The organism is Alphaproteobacteria bacterium SS10 (assembly GCA_019192455.1).
Classification (GTDB): Bacteria; Pseudomonadota; Alphaproteobacteria; order TMED2; family TMED2; genus TMED2.
Genome location: JAHCML010000003.1, coordinates 678,665 through 696,674 on the forward strand (window position 1 = coordinate 678,665; position 18,010 = coordinate 696,674).

Consider the following 18,010-nt stretch of genomic DNA (forward strand, 5'->3'; position numbering starts at 1 on the left):
TATGCCCCGTGATTTAGATCGCGAACGTGTTGTTGGCCGCCGGGCCCTGATGCTCGGCGCTGGGCAGGCGTTGCTGTTCACCGGCCTGGGCGCACGGCTGTACCATCTGCAGGTGCTTGAGCGTGATCGCTATGCGATGCTGGCTGAGGATAACCGGATCAGCCTGCGCCTGATCGCGCCGCTGCGGGGCGTCATTCAGGATCGCCACGGTGTGGATCTCGCCACCAACCGCCAGGCCTTCCGCATTGTCATGGTCTCCGAACAGGCGCCAAACGCCGCTGCGACCCTGGCCAAGCTGCAGGGCTTACTGCCGTTAGAGGATGATGACGTTGTCGATGTGTTGGAGGAGGTTCGTCACAAGCGATCCTTCATCCCCGTCACCGTTATGGAGAATTTGAACTGGCAACAGGTCTCCACCGTTGAGGTGAACCTGCCGGACCTGCCGGGCCTGCAGACCGAGGCAGCGCCGGTTCGCTACTACCCTTATGGCCCGGCCCTTGCCCATGTGATTGGCCATGTGGGGGCCGTGTCACCGGATGACCGTAGCGGCGAGCCATTGCTCGATTTGCCATCTTTTAAGATCGGCAAGAACGGTTTGGAGCGGCGGCTTGAGCATGAGCTGCGTGGCAGCGCAGGTACCAGCCAGGTCGAGGTTAACGCCGTCGGCCGCGTGATCCGAGAGCTGGACCGGGAAGAGGGTGCCGCAGGTAGTGAGGTTGGCCTTACCCTGGATATGGGGCTTCAGGCCTTCACCTATCAGCGCCTGTCGACGGAGCGCAGTGCCTCCGCCGTAATCATGGATATCTATAGCGGTGAGATTTACGCGCTGGCCTCCCATCCTGGCTTCGATCCAAATGATTTTGTCCATGGCATCTCGGCCAAGAAATGGCAGGGCCTGCTGAATGATCCCGCCGCACCACTGACCCATAAGGCGATTGGTGGTCAGTACCCGCCGGGCTCAACCTTCAAGATGCTCACCGCCCTGGCCGGACTTGAGGCCGGGGTGATTACCGAGGATGAGCGCATCTTCTGCGGTGGTCATATGCAGCTTGGGTCCCACCGGTTCCATTGCTGGAAGCGTGGCGGCCACGGCCATATGAACCTTGCCGATAGCGTCGCGCAGAGCTGTGACGTCTATTACTACGAGCTGGCGCTGCGCCTCGGCATTGACCGGATTGCCGCCATGGCTCGACGCTTTGGTTTGGGTGATCGGACTGGCATTGATCTGACCGGCGAACGCCCTGGCCTGATCCCGGATCGGGAGTGGAAGCGTACGCAACGTGGCGAGCCCTGGCATAAGGGAGAGAGCCTCATTGCCTCCATTGGTCAGGGCTATGTGCTCTCAACACCGTTACAGCTGGCCGTGATGACGGCACGCCTTGCCAATGGCGGGTTGGCGGTAACGCCGCGGATCATGCGCAGCGAGGGGGAGGAGACGATCCCGGTTCGCGAAGCGCCAAAGATCGATATCAACCATCAGCACCTTCGTATCGTGCAAGAGGCCATGGCCAAGGTTACGACCCATCCTCGGGGTACAGCTTACCGCTCGCGCATCGACCAAGAGGGTTTTGAGATGGCGGGTAAGACCGGCACATCCCAGGTGCGTCGCATCTCACTGGCCGATCGCCGTGCCGGGATTAAGAACGAAGATCTGCCGTGGAAGTACCGGCACCATGCGCTGTTCGTTGGGTATGCGCCGTTGGATCAACCACGTTATGCCTGCGCTGTGGTCGTCGACCATGGCGGCGGTGGTTCAACGGCGGCGGCACCGATTGCCCGTGACCTGCTGCGCGCGGTGCAAGAGCGACGACCCGCCGATACCAATCCGGGGGCTATTACCCCCATCGATCAACCGATTTAGCCGAGGGAGTAAGTTATGAGCCTCGCTGAGATTGGTGGCCGGGATAGTGATTGGCATCCGCTTCGCCGGATCTTGGGCATTTCACCCGTCTTGTTGCTGTTGGTAGTCGCCATCGGCGGGATTGGCGTTGTGGCGCTTTATTCAGCCGCCGGCGGTTCAATGGATCCATGGGCCAGCCGTCATGCCGTCCGTTTGGGCATGGGCGTGCTGGGCATGCTGGTGATTGCACTGATTGACCTGCGCTACTGGTTCCGATTTGCCTTTGTCATCTATGGCGCTGGGTTGCTTGGCCTGGTCGCCGTGGCCGTAATCGGTGAGATGGGCGGCGGCGCGCAGCGTTGGCTGCAGATTGGGCCGCTACAGATCCAACCATCTGAGTTTATGAAGATCGCGGTGATCTTGGTTTTGGCCCGCTACTACCACACGCAAACGCTGGAATCCGTGGCACGGTGGCGAAGCCTGATTGTCCCGGGCATTCTGATCGCCATGCCAGTGGCACTGGTCTTGAAGCAGCCGGACCTTGGCACCTCAATCATGATTGCCGCCGGCGGTGGGGCGATCATCTTCCTGGCCGGTGTTCAGCTTTGGAAGTTTGGCCTCGGCGTTGCCCTCGCGGGGGTGGCGATCCCAGTTATCTGGACCCAGCTGCATGATTATCAAAAGCAGCGGGTGCTGACCTTCATCAATCCGGAGAGTGACCCGCTCGGCGCCGGTTATCACATTGCCCAGTCTAAAATCGCGCTGGGTTCTGGCGGGGTATCTGGCAAGGGCTTTCTACAAGGGACCCAAAGTCACCTGAACTTCCTGCCCGAGAAACAGACCGACTTTATCTTCACCCTATGGGCGGAGGAGTGGGGCCTGATCGGTGCCCTGGTGATCCTGCTGCTTTACGGTATCGTGCTGGTCTATGGGATCTGGCTTGGCCATCGCTGCCGGAACCACTTTGGCCGGTTGTTGGCACTGGGCCTCGCGATCAACCTGTTCCTGTATCTGGCCGTGAATATCTCAATGGTGACAGGCCTGATCCCGGTTGTGGGGGCGCCGCTGCCACTCATCTCTTATGGTGGCACGGCAATGCTGGCCGTGATGGCGGGGTTTGGGCTGATGATGGCGGTTTCAATCAATCGTGACACGCAGATAGAGCGTCATCCGCGTCGTTTGCCAGGTTTTGACTAATTAATCCTTCGGCGCGCCGAGTTTATCGGTGGCAATGCCCAGGGTCTCTAGCAGCCCCTCTGCGATTGCGCCGCCATCGCCGGTAATCCGATTTGTTATCACCACCTCAATGGCGTCGATATGGGCGCCGATAAGGTCTGCGCGCCTTTGGGTCAGACCGGGTAAATCGCTTGCAAACTCGTACAGGCTATCACTGACGCTGGTCAGTAGGTCGAAGCCGAATGTTCCCGCGACGCCCTTGATCTCGCGTGCGGTCATAGCAATCCGTTCAAGCGACTTCGCATCCGGGTTTTTGGCATCCTTGACCTTGTCATAGGCAGCCTTCAACGCGTCCAACTCATTCGCCATTTCAGTCATGAAGGCATCTGCGCGGGCATTAATCTGATCTTGCGCCGCTTCAATCTTCTGGTCGCCAAACTTGCCGGATGGACCACCCGACTTCTTCTGCAACGCGCGTGAGGCGGGTAGGAACTGCACAAGGTCGTCTGACCCGGCATCCTTGCCATCGTCATCACTGATCATACGCTTAGGGTCCTATGTCCTGAAAAGCTGCCTAATGAGGCGAAGCCCAAGAGATTAGCGCTTGCGGCGGTCTTGTCCATCAAATGGAATGTCGCGGCGTCGCCTATCGGGGCCAAAATAACCGGCTGCCTTAACAAATGCGCGGGGTTTCTCAATCACTGAGGTCAACCTTGCGACAATTGTTTTTACCGAAACCGGTTTGGTCAAAAACTCCGTAACGCCATCATCACGGGCATCAATCACCCATTCCAGGGTCGAATAGGCCGATACCATGATGAATGGAATGAACTGCACGTCGGGATTTGGGTGCTCCCGAACCCAGTTCAAGAGTTCAATGCCGCTAACCGGCTCCATCGCCCAATCTGAGAAGACGATATCGAACACAACGCCGGTGCCATCACCGGAGGCTTCGATATGGCCTTTTGCTTCCTCGCCATTGGTGGCGGTGACAACCGTGCCAACCGATAGCGCATCCAGAATGTCGGCCATCAATGACCGCATAAAGTCACTATCCTCAACGACGAGGACATTGACGGCGGATAGGTCGTATTCGCGGTGCATAAGCGAAAGGCTGTTAGCTTGCATTGGGCGCGGCGTATCCGCGTCCTGATTGCATACGAATATAGGTCGAACAGGGGCTTAAGGACATGGCGCAGGTGGTTTTCGCATCGCCATCTTTTGCTGTTGTTGCCTTCAAGTTGCAGGCGTATAAGCGCGAATAGCACCGGATTTAACCGGTTTGCCGACCAAATAATCGCAGTGAGGGACGACCATGCGCAATGTACCAACGACTGGTGGCGATGACGCGAAAGCCACCCATGACGCCGCGATGTTTGATGAGGTGATGGCCGGTTTTGGCCTTGATAAGGTGCCCGGTGGTGCCGCTGACCAGCCAGCCACGATCCGCTATACCTCTGGCCCCGATGCGCTCCCGGCTAATGCTACCGCCGATGATATCCGCCATGCCGAGGCTATGNGCTCTTTACCCAGTCACCCGGCCCATTTCGTGCCAGCGGCCCGTAAAGCCATCTAATCGCTTTCGTAGGCCGCTCTACAGCTCAAGCTGATAGCTATGCGGTGTGTAGCGGAAGCCATTGCCACTTGCCTGCACATAGCCCAGCGATGGGAACGGCATGTGATAGCCGATAAAGGCCATCTCGTCCGTGGCTAGCATGTCGAACACACGACGGCGGGTCGCGGCGGCCTTGCCTGGATCGAAGTCAAACTGGAAGTGCCAATCTGGGCGCTGCAGTGAGAAAACGAAGTGATTGGCGGTATCAGCGGTTAGCAGCACGCTCTTCCCGCCATTATCAATCCGGAACAGTGTGTGCCCAGGCGTATGGCCATTGGCAGCAACGGCGGTGATGCCGCTGACCACATCCTGTTCATCATCGATAAACGTCATCTTCTCCGCTAGCGGGGCGACCCGCTCCATGACGAGGGCATGGATGCCCGAGACCTGCTCATTGCTGGCGAGGTCTGTGTTGGTCCAGAAGTTGTACTCTGTGGTTGACGCGACATATCGGGCATTGGGGAATGCTGGTTCACCATCCTCCATCAGGCCGCCGATATGGTCCGGATGCATATGGGTGATAGCGATCACGTCGACCTGCTCCGGCGTGTAGCCGGCAACTGCAAGGCGATCGCGCAGCAGGCCCGCATTTGGGCGTCGTACATCACCATTGCCAGCATCGAACAGCACCAGCTCTTTGCCCGTATTCACCAGGGTGGGGGTAAAGCCCAGCTTGATCCCATCGGATGGCAGTAAGTTTTCACCGGCGAGGGCATCAACCTCTTCCTTTGCAACATTGCTGCCGAAGAATGGGTGCACCGTTGGCACCGACACAAAGCCATCGGCAATCGTTGTGATCTCGAAATCGCCCAGGGTGAAGCGATTGAAGATAGCGCTATGCGCCCCAAGCAGTGGGGCCGCCGCTTGCACTGGTGCGGTTAGCATGGCGCCCATGGCAGCGGTTCCGGCAATGGCCACACGGCGGGTGATCTTGGGGTCAGTGGCGGACATGACTGGTCCTTCTCGCTTCGAAGATTGTGGCCAAGGCTAGAGCATTTGGCTCGGCGGTACGGGATGATGCGCCTGAAGCGCTAGCACCGCAAGTTGATCACGTAGATGTGGTTGCCGATCCTGTGGCGAGATCGATCAGATCATCAATGCTGCGCAACCAGCCACGGTTAAGGATCAAGCCACGTGCAGCTTTTAGCACCTGCCGCTCATGAATGGCGCGGGTGGCTGGGTCTTCAATTAGCTCAAGGTCTTCAACATGTGAGATACCGATGACCCGGCGCGTCATCTTTGCGCCAGCAAACCCGGCGGTATCCAGGAGTACAGCTGCCAGATACTCATCCAAGAACCTGTCGGTTAGCTGCTCGTCGAATAAACGCGGCGTAAGAAGGGCACGGTCGCTCATATCGCGCGCTGCATGGGCTAGGCGCCGGAACTCTGCAGTAAAGGTCAGCCAGAGATCACTGATCATCGTCAGAATATCTTGGGTATAGGCATTGCGGTTCACCGCTTGCCCCTTACGGTTCGTTGCTCCATGTCCGGCTTGCGCGAAATGGGCGATCAGCAGGTTGCCAATGATCGCACCGATATCGAAACCCATGGGGCCGTGAAAGGCCCATTCATGGTCGATAACCCGTGTGTCGTCTGCCGTGACCATTACTGAGCCTGTATGCAGGTCACCATGGATCAACGCCTGGGTCTTGGTGCGGAAGGCATAGTTTAGCTTTGACGCCTCAAAATGCAGGTCACGATCGCCGTGCCAGGTCTCGACTAATGACTTTAGTTGGTCATTCCAGCGGTTGAGCGGTGCCGACCAATACGGGCCGTTGAAGATCACTTCTTCCGTCGTGGCGCATAGTTCAGCATTGCCAGCAAATCGGCTGACCAACGCCTTCTTATCCGTTGTGTCGAGGGCCAGATCGCTTGTGTGGAACAGGCTAAGCGCCAGGAACTGACCCATATGCTGGCCAAGCAGGGGTAGGGGCGTTGCATCAATCAGCGCCTGTCGCGCGACCCTATGCTCGCGTAGGTCCTCCAGAACCAGTAGCGGCAGCTGGTCATCATAGTCCAGGACCGCGGGCACAAAGTTAGGGCAGATGCGTCCATGCTCGATAAGTGCGGCATGTTCAAAGTCGAGGCGGCTTTGCGGGAAGGGCCAGCCCTCGCCAATGACCCGGATGTAAGGCGGCGCATGCTTGGCGATGACAGAGCCTGATGGCCCCGCCACCCGAAAGACGGAGTTCATGTTGCCGTCGCTGACCTCTGTCAGCTGCCATTGTCCAGGATCACCAAGCGCGGCCTCGACAGCTGGACGGTTGGACAAGGCCGACCGCATGGCATCGCTGGTGGTCAAAAGTGAGGGCATGGGCCAGGGCTCAGCATTGTTGCCAGATTAATTGGATGGCCCCGCTTTACCCTGCTGATCATCGAACGGCTAGGCGTTTTGGAGCGATTAGCCGGATTGTGATGGCCCAGTGCCTTAGAACGGCCGGAGCGGTCGTCCGGTCACGCCCTTTGGTTTCATCGGGCGGGCAAAGAGCGGCAGGCCTAACGCCTCGCAGCGTTGGATCAGACTGACCCGACGTGGATCCATCAGGCGGCTATTGCGGCCAGGGCTTCTCTTCTCTTCCCCGAAGAATTGTGGGTTCTTCCGAAGTGATGCACCTGTCCGGTTCGCAAGGCGCCGATCCTTATCCAGGTAGTTGCCACCGGCAATGTGCCAGCCCAGCTTCTTCGCGGCGTCGTCCGGAATGTGCTTATCCGCCTTCATGCCGTCCTGGCGCAGCTCTTTATAGTACTCCGCGAAACCGTCCTTGTAGATCGACACCAGCTTGGTTCGGAAATAGCGTTTAAACGCGGCTAGCTGGGCCCGGCCGTCAATTGCCGACCCAGGGTCATCCGCGACCGCTCGCTCAAACGCGGCATGGACGGTTCGGTAGTATCGCATCTCACTGGAATGCTCTTTGGCCTGTTTGCCCAGCTCCATATGCCCAATTTCGGAGAGGACCTGCGCCTCGGTTGAGGCGGCATCAGCCTCAAGCAGCATGTTCCAGATGATGAAGTCCTTACGTTTCAGCCTATCGACCTGATCCGGCTTCATCACCGTCTCATATTGCAGGGCATGGCGGATTTCATGGGCGAGGGTAGAGACCAACTGTTCCGGCGGTGCATGGCTTGAGAGGTAGATAATCCGATCCTCAGGATCGATAGAGCCATACTCTTCCAGGCTGTCATCAAAAACGACGGTGAATGGCTTGCGACCGGTATCGCGCATCATGGCAGTGAAGGTTGGGCTTTGGCTCAACGCGTCTAGTGCATGGCTGAGAATGCCTTGCAGCTCTTCCAGTTCGTATTCGCCGTCATCCTCATCCGCATATTCGACGACGAACCGCTTGTTAAGGTCGATGCGTTGACCCTTTTTGCCGCCGCTGTGCGTGCGTTTTGGGCCGCGCGATGGTTTTGGGCCGCGCGATGGTTTTGGTCCGCGCGATGGTTTTGGTCCGCGTGGTTGGGGGCTCATGAGATGCCCCCTTGCGGGTCATTGGGTTGGATCGTGCCAAACTCAATAGACCCATCCCCCTGTATCAGGGCGGCAAATGGTTTTGACCTGCCGGCCTCCGACCAACTGCCAGTCACGCGCCAGGCGCCGTTATCAATCTGTTTGGCTGTCAGCTCTTCGACGCTGCGCGGCTCGCGCCCATGGGCGGTGAATTGCCAATAGAACTGCAGGTAGTCGGCCAGGGTCTCAGGCGTCAGCGATAGGGCGTCCAGCCGATTGAGGTCGGCGATTAGGCCCGGGCTGAAGCGGATTAGTAGTGTCGTGTCATCAGATAGAAGAACGGCGTAGCGGGTGCGGCGGCTGATGCCCTGACCCTGACGAAGGCGGAGTAGACGTCCATTGCCGTGACCAGTCTGGGGGAGAAAGCTGAGTGGTCGTTCGGCAATCCTGGTGCTGCTTTGCTTGCCGATCCGTTTGCCCAAAGCCTGTGAAAGTCTGGGCCAGATCTCGGCAACCGCATCGGGCGCCAGTGGTGTCCATAAATCTGCTGCGTCTACTGCCGGTTTTCCTCCTACCTTGGACGGGGTGTCCAAGTTGCTCAAAGCTCTCTCCCATTTAAACTGAGGGAAAATTAAGCAGCGGAGAGCGCTTTCCTTCAAGGGAATAAATAGTCATGTGGCGCATGATGAATACGATGCGCATTTTATTGTTACTTGGATCGGTAATTCCTAAGTTTTGGTCACACTGAAGCGGCGTAAATCGGCAAATATTGGTGGTGATCCTGACGACTATCCGGCGGTTCAATCATGACTTCCGAAGCATAGGGCGTAAGCCTGACCTGTCGCGTCTTGCGCCAATCCTTGGCTTTCCTTGTGGACAAGCGTTTCGCCTGCTTGCCGCACCGGGGTTGATCGGGTAAGCAACTTGCCTTGCTTTACCAACCGGTGTGATTGGAGCCCCATGGAGTATTTTCTGCAGCAGCTGGTGAACGGGCTAACGCTCGGCGCCATCTTTGGGCTGATCGCCATTGGCTACACGATGGTCTACGGCATCATTGGCATGATCAACTTCGCCCATGGCGATATCTACATGGTCGGTGCCTTCATCGCGTTGATGACCTTCCTGCTTCTTGGCTTCGGTGATGTGCCGGTTGTCTCTATCCCTGTTGCGATTGTGTTGGTGTTGGCGGTCGCCATGGCCTTCACATCGATCTATGGATGGGCCGTTGAGAGGGTGGCGTACAAGCCCCTGCGCGGATCGTTCCGCCTGGCACCGCTGATCTCTGCGCTGGGCATGTCGATCTTCCTGCAGAACTACGTCCAGATCTCACAAGGGGCCCGGGTTAAGCCACTGCCGCCGGTGCTTGAGGGCGGTATCACCCTGGTTAAGGGCGACACCTTCGATGTGACGATCAGCTACCAGCAGATCTTAATCATCGTCCTGACCATCGTTCTGATGGCGGCCTTTACCTTCCTGATCCAGAAGACATCGCTCGGTCGTCAGCAGCGCTCTTGTGAGCAGGATCAGAAGATGGCCGCTCTGCTCGGCGTGAATGTGAACCGCACGATCTCCATGACCTTCCTGATGGGCGCCGCACTGGCCGCCGTCGCGGGCACCATGGCCGTGATGTATTACGGCGTGATCCACTTCTTCATCGGCTTCCTAGTCGGGATTAAGGCGTTTACCGCCGCTGTGCTTGGCGGCATTGGTTCGCTACCTGGTGCCATGCTTGGTGGTCTGTTGATCGGGCTGATTGAGGCGTTTTGGTCTGGCTATTTCGATGTGGAATACAAGGATGTGGCCGCGTTCTCGATCCTGATCCTGGTACTGATCTTCCGCCCGAGTGGCCTGCTCGGCAAACCAGAAGTCGAGAAAGTCTGATCACATGGCGGATGCGAAAGCAGAAGCCGAGTTTGATATCGGCGAACTGATTAAAGAGAGCGCCATTGCCGGCCTCGTCGCCCTGGCTCTAACTGTCACCCTGATTGGTATGGAAACCGCCAGTGTGCAAAGCAAGCTGGTGATTGAATACCGCTGGGCTGAGGTGCTGGTTGCTGTCCTACTGGTCGGCTTTGCCCGCTTTGGTTTCGGCCTGGTTCGGGCGGGGCGGTCCATGCCTGGGCTGATTGCCGGTGTTACCGCCGTGATCATCGGCGTTGTTTTGCGCACCAATTTCGCTGAGCTGCAAGCTGAGCGGGTAACCGACCCTTCCCTTGGCTTTATCGCCAGCCGCTTGCCGGCTGTTTTGGGCAGTGGGGTGGTGCAGGCCATCCTGATTATGGGCGGTGGTGCCCTGGCCGTTGGCGCGGTCATCGATCTCTATAAAAAGCGACGCGCCGCTAAACCGGTGGATCCGAAACAACAGCTTGGCTTTTCCGCCCCTGGCGTTGGTGGTCACAACTTGCAGGGCATGTTTGCCGGTCGCGGGCTGAAGGTTGTTGGGGCCATCGGCATTCTGGCCGCTTTTGTCTTCCCATTCTTCTTTGGCGATAATCGTTGGGCGCTCAATATCGGTATCCTGATCCTGACCTACATCATGCTGGGTTGGGGGCTGAACATTGTGGTTGGCCTCGCCGGGTTGCTCGACCTTGGCTATGTCGCCTTCTACGCCGTGGGGGCTTACTCATACGCCCTATTGGCTCTCTATTTTGATTTGAGCTTCTGGGTTTGCCTGCCATTGGCTGGCGTGCTCGCTGCCCTGGGTGGCTTGATCATGGGCTTCCCGGTCTTGCGATTGCGGGGGGATTACTTTGCCATCGTGACCCTTGGCTTTGGTGAGATCATCCGGATCATTTTGATCAACTGGAAGGAATTCACCGGCGGCCCCGATGGCTTGCTGAGCATTCCGCGCCCCAGCTTCTTTGGTCTTGCTGAGTTCACCCGCCGTCCTAAGGAGGATGGCTTGCCCGCCTTCCATGAGATGTTTGGGTTAGAGTTCAGCACTTTGCACCGGGTGATCTTCCTCTACTACCTGATCCTCTTGCTCGCTTTGCTGGTGAACTTTGTCTCGCTGCGCATCCGTAAGCTGCCAATTGGCCGATCCTGGGAAGCGCTGCGTGAGGATGACATCGCCTGCCAGGCGCTGGGCATTAACCGCCGGAACATTAAGCTGGCGGCCTTCACTATCTCCGCTGGTTTTGGTGGTTTGGCCGGGGCGTTCTTTGCCACCAACCAGGCCTTCATCAGTCCTGAAAGCTTCACCTTTATCGAGAGTGCGATTGTCCTCGCCATCGTTGTCCTGGGCGGCATGGGCTCCCAGACCGGTGTTGTTGTGGCGACCTTCTTCGTCATCTTCCTGCCCGAGTATTTCCGGGAGCTGGATGAATATCGGATGCTGATGTTCGGTGCCGCGATGGTTGTCATCATGGTCTGGAAGCCGCGCGGCCTGCTCTCAAATCGCGAGCCGACTGTTCGCCTGCATGGCCGTAAGCCACCGCCAGGTGCCAGCCCAAGCACGGACAGCCCACCACCGGCAACGGGCGCGCCAGCCCCGGCAGGTGCGGCATGACCCAGTATTCGAGCCAGCATCCCCGCCTTTTGAGCGTTCAACACCTAACCATGCGCTTTGGTGGTTTGATCGCGGTTGATGATGTGTCCTTCGACGCCCATGACCGGGAGATCACCGCCGTGATCGGACCAAACGGTGCGGGCAAGACGACGCTGTTCAACTGCCTAACCGGTTTCTACAAGCCCAGCACAGGCATGCTGCAGCTAACCGCGCCCGATAGCCCGGAATACCTTCTGGAGCGGATGGAAGGCCACGACATCGCGGCCAAGGCACGGGTTGCCCGTACCTTCCAGAATATCCGCCTATTTGACCGGATGAGCGTGCTTGAGAACCTATTGGTGGCCCAGCACAACAAGCTGATGAGGGCCTCTGGCTTCAGCTTTGCTGGCCTGTTTGGCCTGCCAGGCTATAAGGCAGCGGAGAAGCAGGCGATTGAGCAGGCCAAATACTGGCTAGATAAAACCGGCCTCACCGACCGCGCGGATTGGGAGGCGGGGAACCTTCCCTATGGTGATCAGCGCCGCCTTGAGATTGCCCGGGCCATGTGCACTGATCCATGCCTGCTTTGCCTTGATGAACCGGCGGCTGGCCTCAACCCGCGCGAGAGTGCGGATTTGAACGAGCTGCTGACCTTCATCCGTGATGAGCACAAGATCGGCGTCCTCTTGATCGAACACGATATGAGCGTGGTGATGAAGATCTCTGACCACATCATCGTGCTGGATTACGGCCGCAAAATCTCTGATGGCCTGCCTGAGGCGGTGCGCAACGACCCAGCCGTTATCCGCGCCTATCTGGGTGAGGAAGAGGATGAGGAGTTGCCGCCGGAAATCGCGGCCGATGTAAGCAAGGGCAGCGATAGCAATGGGGAGCAGCCAAATGTCTGAGGCCCCCATGCTTGAAGTTCGCAATGTCCACACCTTCTACGGCGCGATTGAAGCCCTAAAGGGCGTCTCGCTTGAGGTGAATAAGGGCGAGATCGCAACCCTGATCGGTGCCAATGGTGCCGGTAAATCAACCCTTCTGATGACCCTCTGCGGTAGCCCACGGGCCCGTGAAGGGGAGATCATCTTTGAAGGGCGCGACATCGCCTCCATGCCAACCCATGAAATTGTGCGCCTCGGCATCGCCCAATCACCTGAGGGGCGCCGGGTGTTCCCGCGCATGACGGTGATGGAAAACTTGCAGATGGGCACCCTCGTCACCGATGGGAGCCATTTTGACCGCGACCTAAGCCGCGTGTTTGAGCTGTTCCCACGCCTGAAAGAGCGGAAGAACCAGCGCGGCGGCACCCTGTCTGGTGGTGAGCAGCAGATGCTGGCCATTGGCCGCGCCCTGATGAGCCGCCCGCGTTTGCTACTGTTGGATGAGCCATCACTCGGCCTGGCCCCAATGATCGTGAAGCAGATTTTTGAGGTGCTGAAAGAGATCAACGAGCAGGACGGCATGACCGTCTTCCTGGTCGAACAAAACGCCTATCACGCGCTTAAGCTGGCCCATCGTGGCTATGTGATGGTAACGGGCGATATCACCATGAGTGGCAGCGGTGCCGAGCTCCTCGCTAATGAGGAAGTGCGCGCGGCCTATCTCGAAGGTGGGCATTAAGGAGTAGGGGATATGACAGAACTTCTCGGCATACCGCTGCTCGGTTTCGTTATCGTCACGCTGTTCCTGTTTGGCTTTTGTGCCTTCATGACCGGGCAGGCGCTCGCCAATGGTTGGAACCGCGCTTGGAAGCTTGTGCCCTATGGCGCGTTGTTGGCTTGCGGTGACCGGTTCCTCGGCTTCGCCCTGGCTGGTGGTGATCTGAATTCGATCAGCGGGTTCGTCATCTCCTGGCTTGTCTTGACCGGGATCAGCCTCGCGGCATTCCGCTTTACCCAGGCCCGCAAGATGGTGTCCCAATACCCATGGCTTTATGAGCCTGCGGGCCCGTTTGGCTGGCGTTCAAAGGCCTAAACTGCCTTGTAAAGTGCGCCATTCGGTCGGTTTGTTTAAACACATCTTGCGGCTGGCCACGGTCATGGTAATGTCGCGTGCCAAGCGGTTTTCGCAAGCCTGCAATGTCCGAACGACAGGGGTTGTGAGACCGAACAACCGTGATCGCTGGATACCTCTCTCCAAACCGGGTTTCACCCGATTTAACCAGTGTTTGCGGCCGTGAGAGAAGGAGGCGGGCCATGCAATCTCGCATCGATCCCGGCTCCCCGAACAACTCCAAAGGAGTCTACCAAGCATGACTTTAACCCGTTTTGCCGTTGCGGCATCCGCGCTCGCCATTGGTTTTAGCGCCGCCGTTGCAAAGGCTGAAATCGTCATTGCCACCGCTGGTCCAATGACCGGCCAATACGCTTCATTCGGCGAGCAAATGCGCCAAGGCGCTGAGAAAGCCGTCGCTGACATCAACGCTGCTGGCGGTATCCTCGGCCAACAGGTGGTGTTGAAAGTTGGCGATGATGCCTGTGACCCACGTCAGGCTGTGTCCGTCGCGAACCAGTTCGTGAATGACGGCGTTGTCTTCGTTGCTGGTCACTTCTGCTCTGGCTCTTCGATCCCAGCTTCCAAGGTCTACACCGAGGAAGACATTCTGCAGATCTCACCAGCTTCCACCAACCCGAAGCTGACCGATGAGGGCGGCGACAACGTGTTCCGCGTTTGCGGTCGCGATGACCAACAAGGCGCCATCGCTGGTTCCTTCATCAACGCCACCTATGCCGGTAAGAACGTTGCGATCGTCCACGACCGCACCGCTTACGGTCAGGGCCTGGCTGAGGAAACCAAGAAGGCACTGAACGCCCTTGGCATGACCGAAGCAATGTTCGAGAGCTACACCCCGGGTGAGAGTGACTACTCTGCCCTGGTGACCAAGCTTAACGCTGCTGATATCGATGTTCTCTATGTCGGTGGTTACCACACCGAAGCTGGCCTGATGGTTCGTCAGATGCGCGGCCAAGGCATGGACACGCAGCTGATCTCTGGCGATGCGCTGGTGACCGATGAGTACTGGTCCATTACCGGTGACGCTGGTGAAGGTACCCTTATGACCTTCGGTCCAGACCCACGTAACTTCGATGAAGCCGCTAAGGTCGTTAAAGAGATGCGTGCCGCTGGCGCTGAGCCAGAGGGTTACACCCTTTACACCTATGCTGCGATCCAAGCTTTCGCTGACGCTGCAGAGGCTGCCGGTTCAACCGACACCGCTGCTGTCATCGGCGCCCTGCGCGATGGTGAGTTCGAAACCGTTATCGGTGAGCTGACCTTCGACGATAAAGGCGACATCGAGCAGCCAGCATACGTCTTCTATGAGTGGAAAGACGGCACCTATGCTGAGGTTGCTAACTAATCGCCTTCATTGAGCGTTTTGAGATCAGGCCCGGGCATTGTCCCGGGCCTTTTCTTTTGCTTAATCCTTACTGATGCCGAATAATTCGTTTCAATTTTTATCCAAATATATTCAAAAATATTCGAAATAACGTAAAAATATAGAATTGATATATTTTGACGATTACTTTGTTCGGGCGTAGTTTTGAGGTCTATTTGGCCTTGAGCGGTGCCCGATTTCTATGCGTCCAGTATTTGATTTCCGTTGGTTGCGTCCCCCACAGCCCCTGATGCCTTTGGTAGAGGGCTCGGCGGGCGTAGATGCGCCGCGCTCGTTGCCATCACTTGCCACGGGCAATGATCGCCAGCCGGGTGATCCGTTCCGCCGCATCCGTCGGTTCGGGCGGGCAGAGGACGGGTCCACCACCATCGAATTCGCCGTGGTCGTAATCCCGTTTCTGATGGTCACCCTGGGCACGATTGAAATCACCCTCATGTTCTTCACCGCCAATGCGATTGAGGGGGCGATGGACCAGGCAACCCGCATGGTGCGAACGGGTCAGCTGCAAGATGCCGCCGATCCGGCCCAAGCCTTCCGCAACGCGCTATGCGATCACACGATCACCGTGCCTTGTGATGATATCCGCTTTGAGATGGTGGCCGGCGACACGGTTGCCGAGGTCAGCGCGATTGAGCCGTTCTGGGCGGATGAAGAAAATACCGGCGATGGTGATGTGGACCTTGGTGCCACCAGCTCCTTCGTCATTGCGCGTGCGGCCTATGACTACACCTTCCTGACGCCAATGATTGGCATGTTGGTAGGCGCGGATAGCAGCAATCAAATCGCCATTCAGGCAACCGCGGTGGTGCGTAATGAGCCGTTCTAGACCCCCGCCCGCATCGCGAACCGGTTGGTGGTCTGGCCTGAAGTCGGCCCTAGACCGTTTTAGGCGTGATCACTCTGGATCCTCGGCCGTGGAGTTTGCCGGGGTGTTCCCGATCATGGTGGCCCTGTTCTTGGGCTCTGTGGATGCCGGGCGGGCACTCTGGATGGCGCGGAAGTTAAACACCGCGACCCAATCCGTGGCCGATATCCTCGCGCGTGAAACGGTGATTGAACAGGATGCGTTTCTCGACCTGATTGATGCCGCTGAGATGATCATCGAGCCGTTTAACGCCGACAGCCTAGGCTATGATGTTGGCGGCATCATCTTTGATCCCGATGATGGCGATCCAGAAGTTGTCTGGCGTGAGACCGATAATATGACCCCGGTGCCTGGGATGGCGCAGCTCGCGACCGGTTTGGGTGCTGCGGGTGAGGGGGTAGTGCTGGTCACCATGCGGGCCACCTACGACCCCATCTTTGTGACGGTCTTCACTGGGCCCTTAGAGTTTGAGCGGATGGCGGTGTTGCGAGGCCGCCAGAACGCCTTTGTCGATTTCAATTCAGAGAACAGTAGCTAAAGGCGACGGGGCGCCGGGTGCAGGCCGGGGCCTTGAACCGTATGGAACATTGAGCGGGTGCGGGCGTGAGACTTTGATGGAGTGCCGGTTATGTGCATCAAGCCACAAATCCGAAACGTTAAGCGTCGCCAATCCAGACAACGCCAGGCTGTCGGCCTGACGGGCCCGCTACGTCGGCCAGAGCGCGGTGGTGTGGGCGTCATGTTTGCGGTCACCCTGGTGCCGTTGCTGGCCTTTGGTGGTCTTGCGGTTGATTTTGGCCGCGCCTTGATGGTGCGTAACCAGCTCGCCTATGCCCTCGACGCTGCTGCCCTGGCGGTGGGGTCCTCAACGGGGACCCAGACGGAGCTTGAGGCCCGCATGGCGTCCTTCGTTCAGGCCAATTTCGCTGTTGGTGGGCTGGGCGACACCATTGATATGGATTTGGACGTCAGTGGTGAGACGGTCACCGCCTCCGCCTCGGTCAGGCTCAACACCACCTTTATGGCTGTGGTTGGTCAGGATTTCTTCGATATCGCCGCCCGGACTGAGGTGCTGCGCGAGATTTCCGGGCTTGAGATTGCCATGGTGCTGGATGTTACCGGGTCCATGGCCGGCAGTAAGATTGCCGATCTGCGCGCGGCCTCTCGGGCATTGGTCGATATCGTTTTCGATGATGACCCGAACCCTGAGTTCCTTCGCGTTGCTGTGGTGCCTTACTCGGCCGCGGTGAACCTCGGTGATGAGGCTGAGAATGTCGTCGATATGGATTGGATGGAAAGCGTTAATCCGGAGGATATCGGCCTCGACCCCGATGATCCTGAGCACAACATCACCGAGATTACCTATGACCCCGATGATCCGCTGATGTGGAAGGGCTGCGTTATGGCCCGTGGTGATGGCAATGATGTGCTGGATAGCAGCGCCGATGATGGTGGCGATTGGCAGGCCTATTACTGGCCTAGCTCTTTCGACAATGATTGGGCGACGGCCGGTGTGAACACCAACAATAGCCAGGGCAACAACATGCGTGGCCCCAATATTGGCTGTCCAACGCCGATCCTGCCCCTGACCGACAGCCGCTCCGATGTCGATGCCGCAATTGATGATCTCGACGCCTGGTCCCGTGGTGGCACCATGGGGAATATGGGCATGGTCTGGGGCTGGCGGGTGCTATCGCCCGAGGCACCGTTTGATGACAACGTTCTGCCCTATGATGAGCCGCTTTGGCAGAAGGCCATCGTGATGATGACCGATGGCGACAACCTTCCCTACAAATGGCCCAACATTAAGGATCACCAAGATCTAGATGAGGATGGCAGCACGACGGACAACGTCTCCAACACCTTCTACACTAGTGATTACGGCAGTTATGACCGGGTAGAGGAGGGGAACCTCGGCACCACGTCTAAGAGCACCGCTGAAAGCCGCCTCGATGATCGGTTGGAGGATGTTTGTGCCAATATCAAACAGACCGGCATCACCATTTTCACCATCACCTTTGGTGGTGGGGTGGGAACCTCAACCCGTGAGATCTATGAGAACTGCGCAACCCAGACGGATTACTACTTCCACGCGCCGAATGGTGATCAGCTTGAGCAAGTGTTTGAGGCGGTGGGGCAGCGTCTAACCCAACTGCGGATTACCAGTTAAGCAATC

17 protein-coding genes are annotated in these 18,010 nt (G+C 57.8%); 11 read left to right on the forward strand and 6 right to left on the reverse strand.

Translation table 11 applies throughout. The features are described 5' to 3' along the window. Position 1 precedes the first annotated feature (1 nt). The gene (gene mrdA / locus KI792_03560; protein ID MBV6632093.1) at positions 2 to 1,861 is read left to right on the forward strand and encodes a penicillin-binding protein 2; all 1,860 of its coding nucleotides are present in this window, start codon (positions 2 to 4) and stop codon (positions 1,859 to 1,861) included. A 15-nt stretch (positions 1,862 to 1,876) separates the two neighbouring features. Beyond that, positions 1,877 to 3,037 (forward strand): rod shape-determining protein RodA, encoded by a 1,161-nt coding sequence (rodA, locus tag KI792_03565; GenBank protein MBV6632094.1) that lies wholly within the window; start codon positions 1,877 to 1,879, stop codon positions 3,035 to 3,037. On the opposite strand, the gene KI792_03570 is transcribed toward rodA, so the two are convergent. The 6 genes from KI792_03570 to KI792_03595 all read right to left on the reverse strand — a co-directional run bounded on the left by KI792_03570 (position 3,038) and on the right by KI792_03595 (position 8,681). Further along, positions 3,038 to 3,559, reverse strand: a complete 522-nt coding sequence (locus KI792_03570; GenBank protein ID MBV6632095.1) for a hypothetical protein — start codon at positions 3,557 to 3,559, stop codon at positions 3,038 to 3,040. A gap of 54 nt (positions 3,560 to 3,613) precedes the next feature. Next, on the reverse strand, positions 3,614 to 4,120 hold the full coding sequence (locus KI792_03575; GenBank protein MBV6632096.1) for a response regulator: 507 nt from the start codon (positions 4,118 to 4,120) through the stop codon (positions 3,614 to 3,616). A gap of 490 nt (positions 4,121 to 4,610) precedes the next feature. After that, on the reverse strand, positions 4,611 to 5,582 hold the full coding sequence (locus KI792_03580; protein ID MBV6632097.1) for an MBL fold metallo-hydrolase: 972 nt from the start codon (positions 5,580 to 5,582) through the stop codon (positions 4,611 to 4,613). A 97-nt stretch (positions 5,583 to 5,679) separates the two neighbouring features. Beyond that, the gene (mtnK, locus tag KI792_03585; GenBank protein ID MBV6632098.1) at positions 5,680 to 6,945 is read right to left on the reverse strand and encodes an S-methyl-5-thioribose kinase; all 1,266 of its coding nucleotides are present in this window, start codon (positions 6,943 to 6,945) and stop codon (positions 5,680 to 5,682) included. 114 nt (positions 6,946 to 7,059) lie between these two features. Further along, on the reverse strand, positions 7,060 to 8,100 hold the full coding sequence (locus KI792_03590; GenBank protein MBV6632099.1) for a hypothetical protein: 1,041 nt from the start codon (positions 8,098 to 8,100) through the stop codon (positions 7,060 to 7,062). After that, positions 8,097 to 8,681, reverse strand: coding sequence for a hypothetical protein (locus tag KI792_03595; GenBank protein ID MBV6632100.1), 585 nt, complete (start codon positions 8,679 to 8,681; stop codon positions 8,097 to 8,099). Before KI792_03595 ends, KI792_03590 begins: the two co-directional genes overlap by 4 nt. Before the next feature lie 358 nt (positions 8,682 to 9,039). Here KI792_03595 and KI792_03600 point away from each other — a divergent pair, with 358 nt between their 5' ends. From KI792_03600 to KI792_03640, 9 genes are all read left to right on the forward strand, one after another. Further along, positions 9,040 to 9,960 carry a branched-chain amino acid ABC transporter permease LivH gene (locus tag KI792_03600; protein MBV6632101.1) on the forward strand — a complete coding sequence of 307 codons (921 nt, stop codon included), beginning with the start codon at positions 9,040 to 9,042 and terminating at the stop codon, positions 9,958 to 9,960. A 4-nt stretch (positions 9,961 to 9,964) separates the two neighbouring features. Beyond that, entirely contained in the window at positions 9,965 to 11,587 is a 1,623-nt protein-coding gene (livM, locus tag KI792_03605; GenBank protein MBV6632102.1) for a high-affinity branched-chain amino acid ABC transporter permease LivM, read from the forward strand. Further along, positions 11,584 to 12,474 carry an ATP-binding cassette domain-containing protein gene (locus KI792_03610; GenBank protein MBV6632103.1) on the forward strand — a complete coding sequence of 297 codons (891 nt, stop codon included), beginning with the start codon at positions 11,584 to 11,586 and terminating at the stop codon, positions 12,472 to 12,474. Before livM ends, KI792_03610 begins: the two co-directional genes overlap by 4 nt. Before the next feature lie 7 nt (positions 12,475 to 12,481). Continuing rightward, positions 12,482 to 13,192, forward strand: coding sequence for an ABC transporter ATP-binding protein (locus KI792_03615; protein MBV6632104.1), 711 nt, complete (start codon positions 12,482 to 12,484; stop codon positions 13,190 to 13,192). Between the two features lie 12 nt (positions 13,193 to 13,204). Continuing rightward, positions 13,205 to 13,546 carry a hypothetical protein gene (locus tag KI792_03620; protein ID MBV6632105.1) on the forward strand — a complete coding sequence of 114 codons (342 nt, stop codon included), beginning with the start codon at positions 13,205 to 13,207 and terminating at the stop codon, positions 13,544 to 13,546. Between the two features lie 277 nt (positions 13,547 to 13,823). Next, the gene (locus KI792_03625; protein MBV6632106.1) at positions 13,824 to 14,930 is read left to right on the forward strand and encodes a branched-chain amino acid ABC transporter substrate-binding protein; all 1,107 of its coding nucleotides are present in this window, start codon (positions 13,824 to 13,826) and stop codon (positions 14,928 to 14,930) included. 313 nt (positions 14,931 to 15,243) lie between these two features. Further along, complete coding sequence (locus KI792_03630; GenBank protein ID MBV6632107.1) at positions 15,244 to 15,795, forward strand: pilus assembly protein; 552 nt, start codon at positions 15,244 to 15,246, stop codon at positions 15,793 to 15,795. Positions 15,796 to 15,883: 88 nt separating this feature from the next. Then, positions 15,884 to 16,372: a pilus assembly protein gene (locus KI792_03635; protein MBV6632108.1), complete on the forward strand. Its 489-nt coding sequence runs from the start codon at positions 15,884 to 15,886 to the stop codon at positions 16,370 to 16,372. 90 nt (positions 16,373 to 16,462) lie between these two features. Further along, the gene (locus tag KI792_03640) at positions 16,463 to 18,004 is read left to right on the forward strand and encodes a pilus assembly protein (protein MBV6632109.1); all 1,542 of its coding nucleotides are present in this window, start codon (positions 16,463 to 16,465) and stop codon (positions 18,002 to 18,004) included. Positions 18,005 to 18,010: the final 6 nt, after the last annotated feature.

Bases quoted from the DNA above. Each gene is read 5' to 3' on its own strand.
- mrdA (MBV6632093.1), top strand. From the start codon at position 2: ATGCCCCGTGATTTAGATCGCGAACGTGTTGTTGGCCGCCGGGCCCTG.
- rodA (MBV6632094.1), top strand. From the start codon at position 1,877: ATGAGCCTCGCTGAGATTGGTGGCCGGGATAGTGATTGGCATCCGCTT.
- KI792_03570 (MBV6632095.1), bottom strand. From the start codon at position 3,559: ATGATCAGTGATGACGATGGCAAGGATGCCGGGTCAGACGACCTTGTG.
- KI792_03575 (MBV6632096.1), bottom strand. From the start codon at position 4,120: ATGCACCGCGAATACGACCTATCCGCCGTCAATGTCCTCGTCGTTGAG.
- KI792_03580 (MBV6632097.1), bottom strand. From the start codon at position 5,582: ATGTCCGCCACTGACCCCAAGATCACCCGCCGTGTGGCCATTGCCGGA.
- mtnK (MBV6632098.1), bottom strand. From the start codon at position 6,945: ATGCCCTCACTTTTGACCACCAGCGATGCCATGCGGTCGGCCTTGTCC.
- KI792_03590 (MBV6632099.1), bottom strand. From the start codon at position 8,100: ATGAGCCCCCAACCACGCGGACCAAAACCATCGCGCGGACCAAAACCA.
- KI792_03600 (MBV6632101.1), top strand. From the start codon at position 9,040: ATGGAGTATTTTCTGCAGCAGCTGGTGAACGGGCTAACGCTCGGCGCC.
- livM (MBV6632102.1), top strand. From the start codon at position 9,965: ATGGCGGATGCGAAAGCAGAAGCCGAGTTTGATATCGGCGAACTGATT.
- KI792_03610 (MBV6632103.1), top strand. From the start codon at position 11,584: ATGACCCAGTATTCGAGCCAGCATCCCCGCCTTTTGAGCGTTCAACAC.
- KI792_03615 (MBV6632104.1), top strand. From the start codon at position 12,482: ATGCTTGAAGTTCGCAATGTCCACACCTTCTACGGCGCGATTGAAGCC.
- KI792_03620 (MBV6632105.1), top strand. From the start codon at position 13,205: ATGACAGAACTTCTCGGCATACCGCTGCTCGGTTTCGTTATCGTCACG.
- KI792_03625 (MBV6632106.1), top strand. From the start codon at position 13,824: ATGACTTTAACCCGTTTTGCCGTTGCGGCATCCGCGCTCGCCATTGGT.
- KI792_03640 (MBV6632109.1), top strand. From the start codon at position 16,463: ATGTGCATCAAGCCACAAATCCGAAACGTTAAGCGTCGCCAATCCAGA.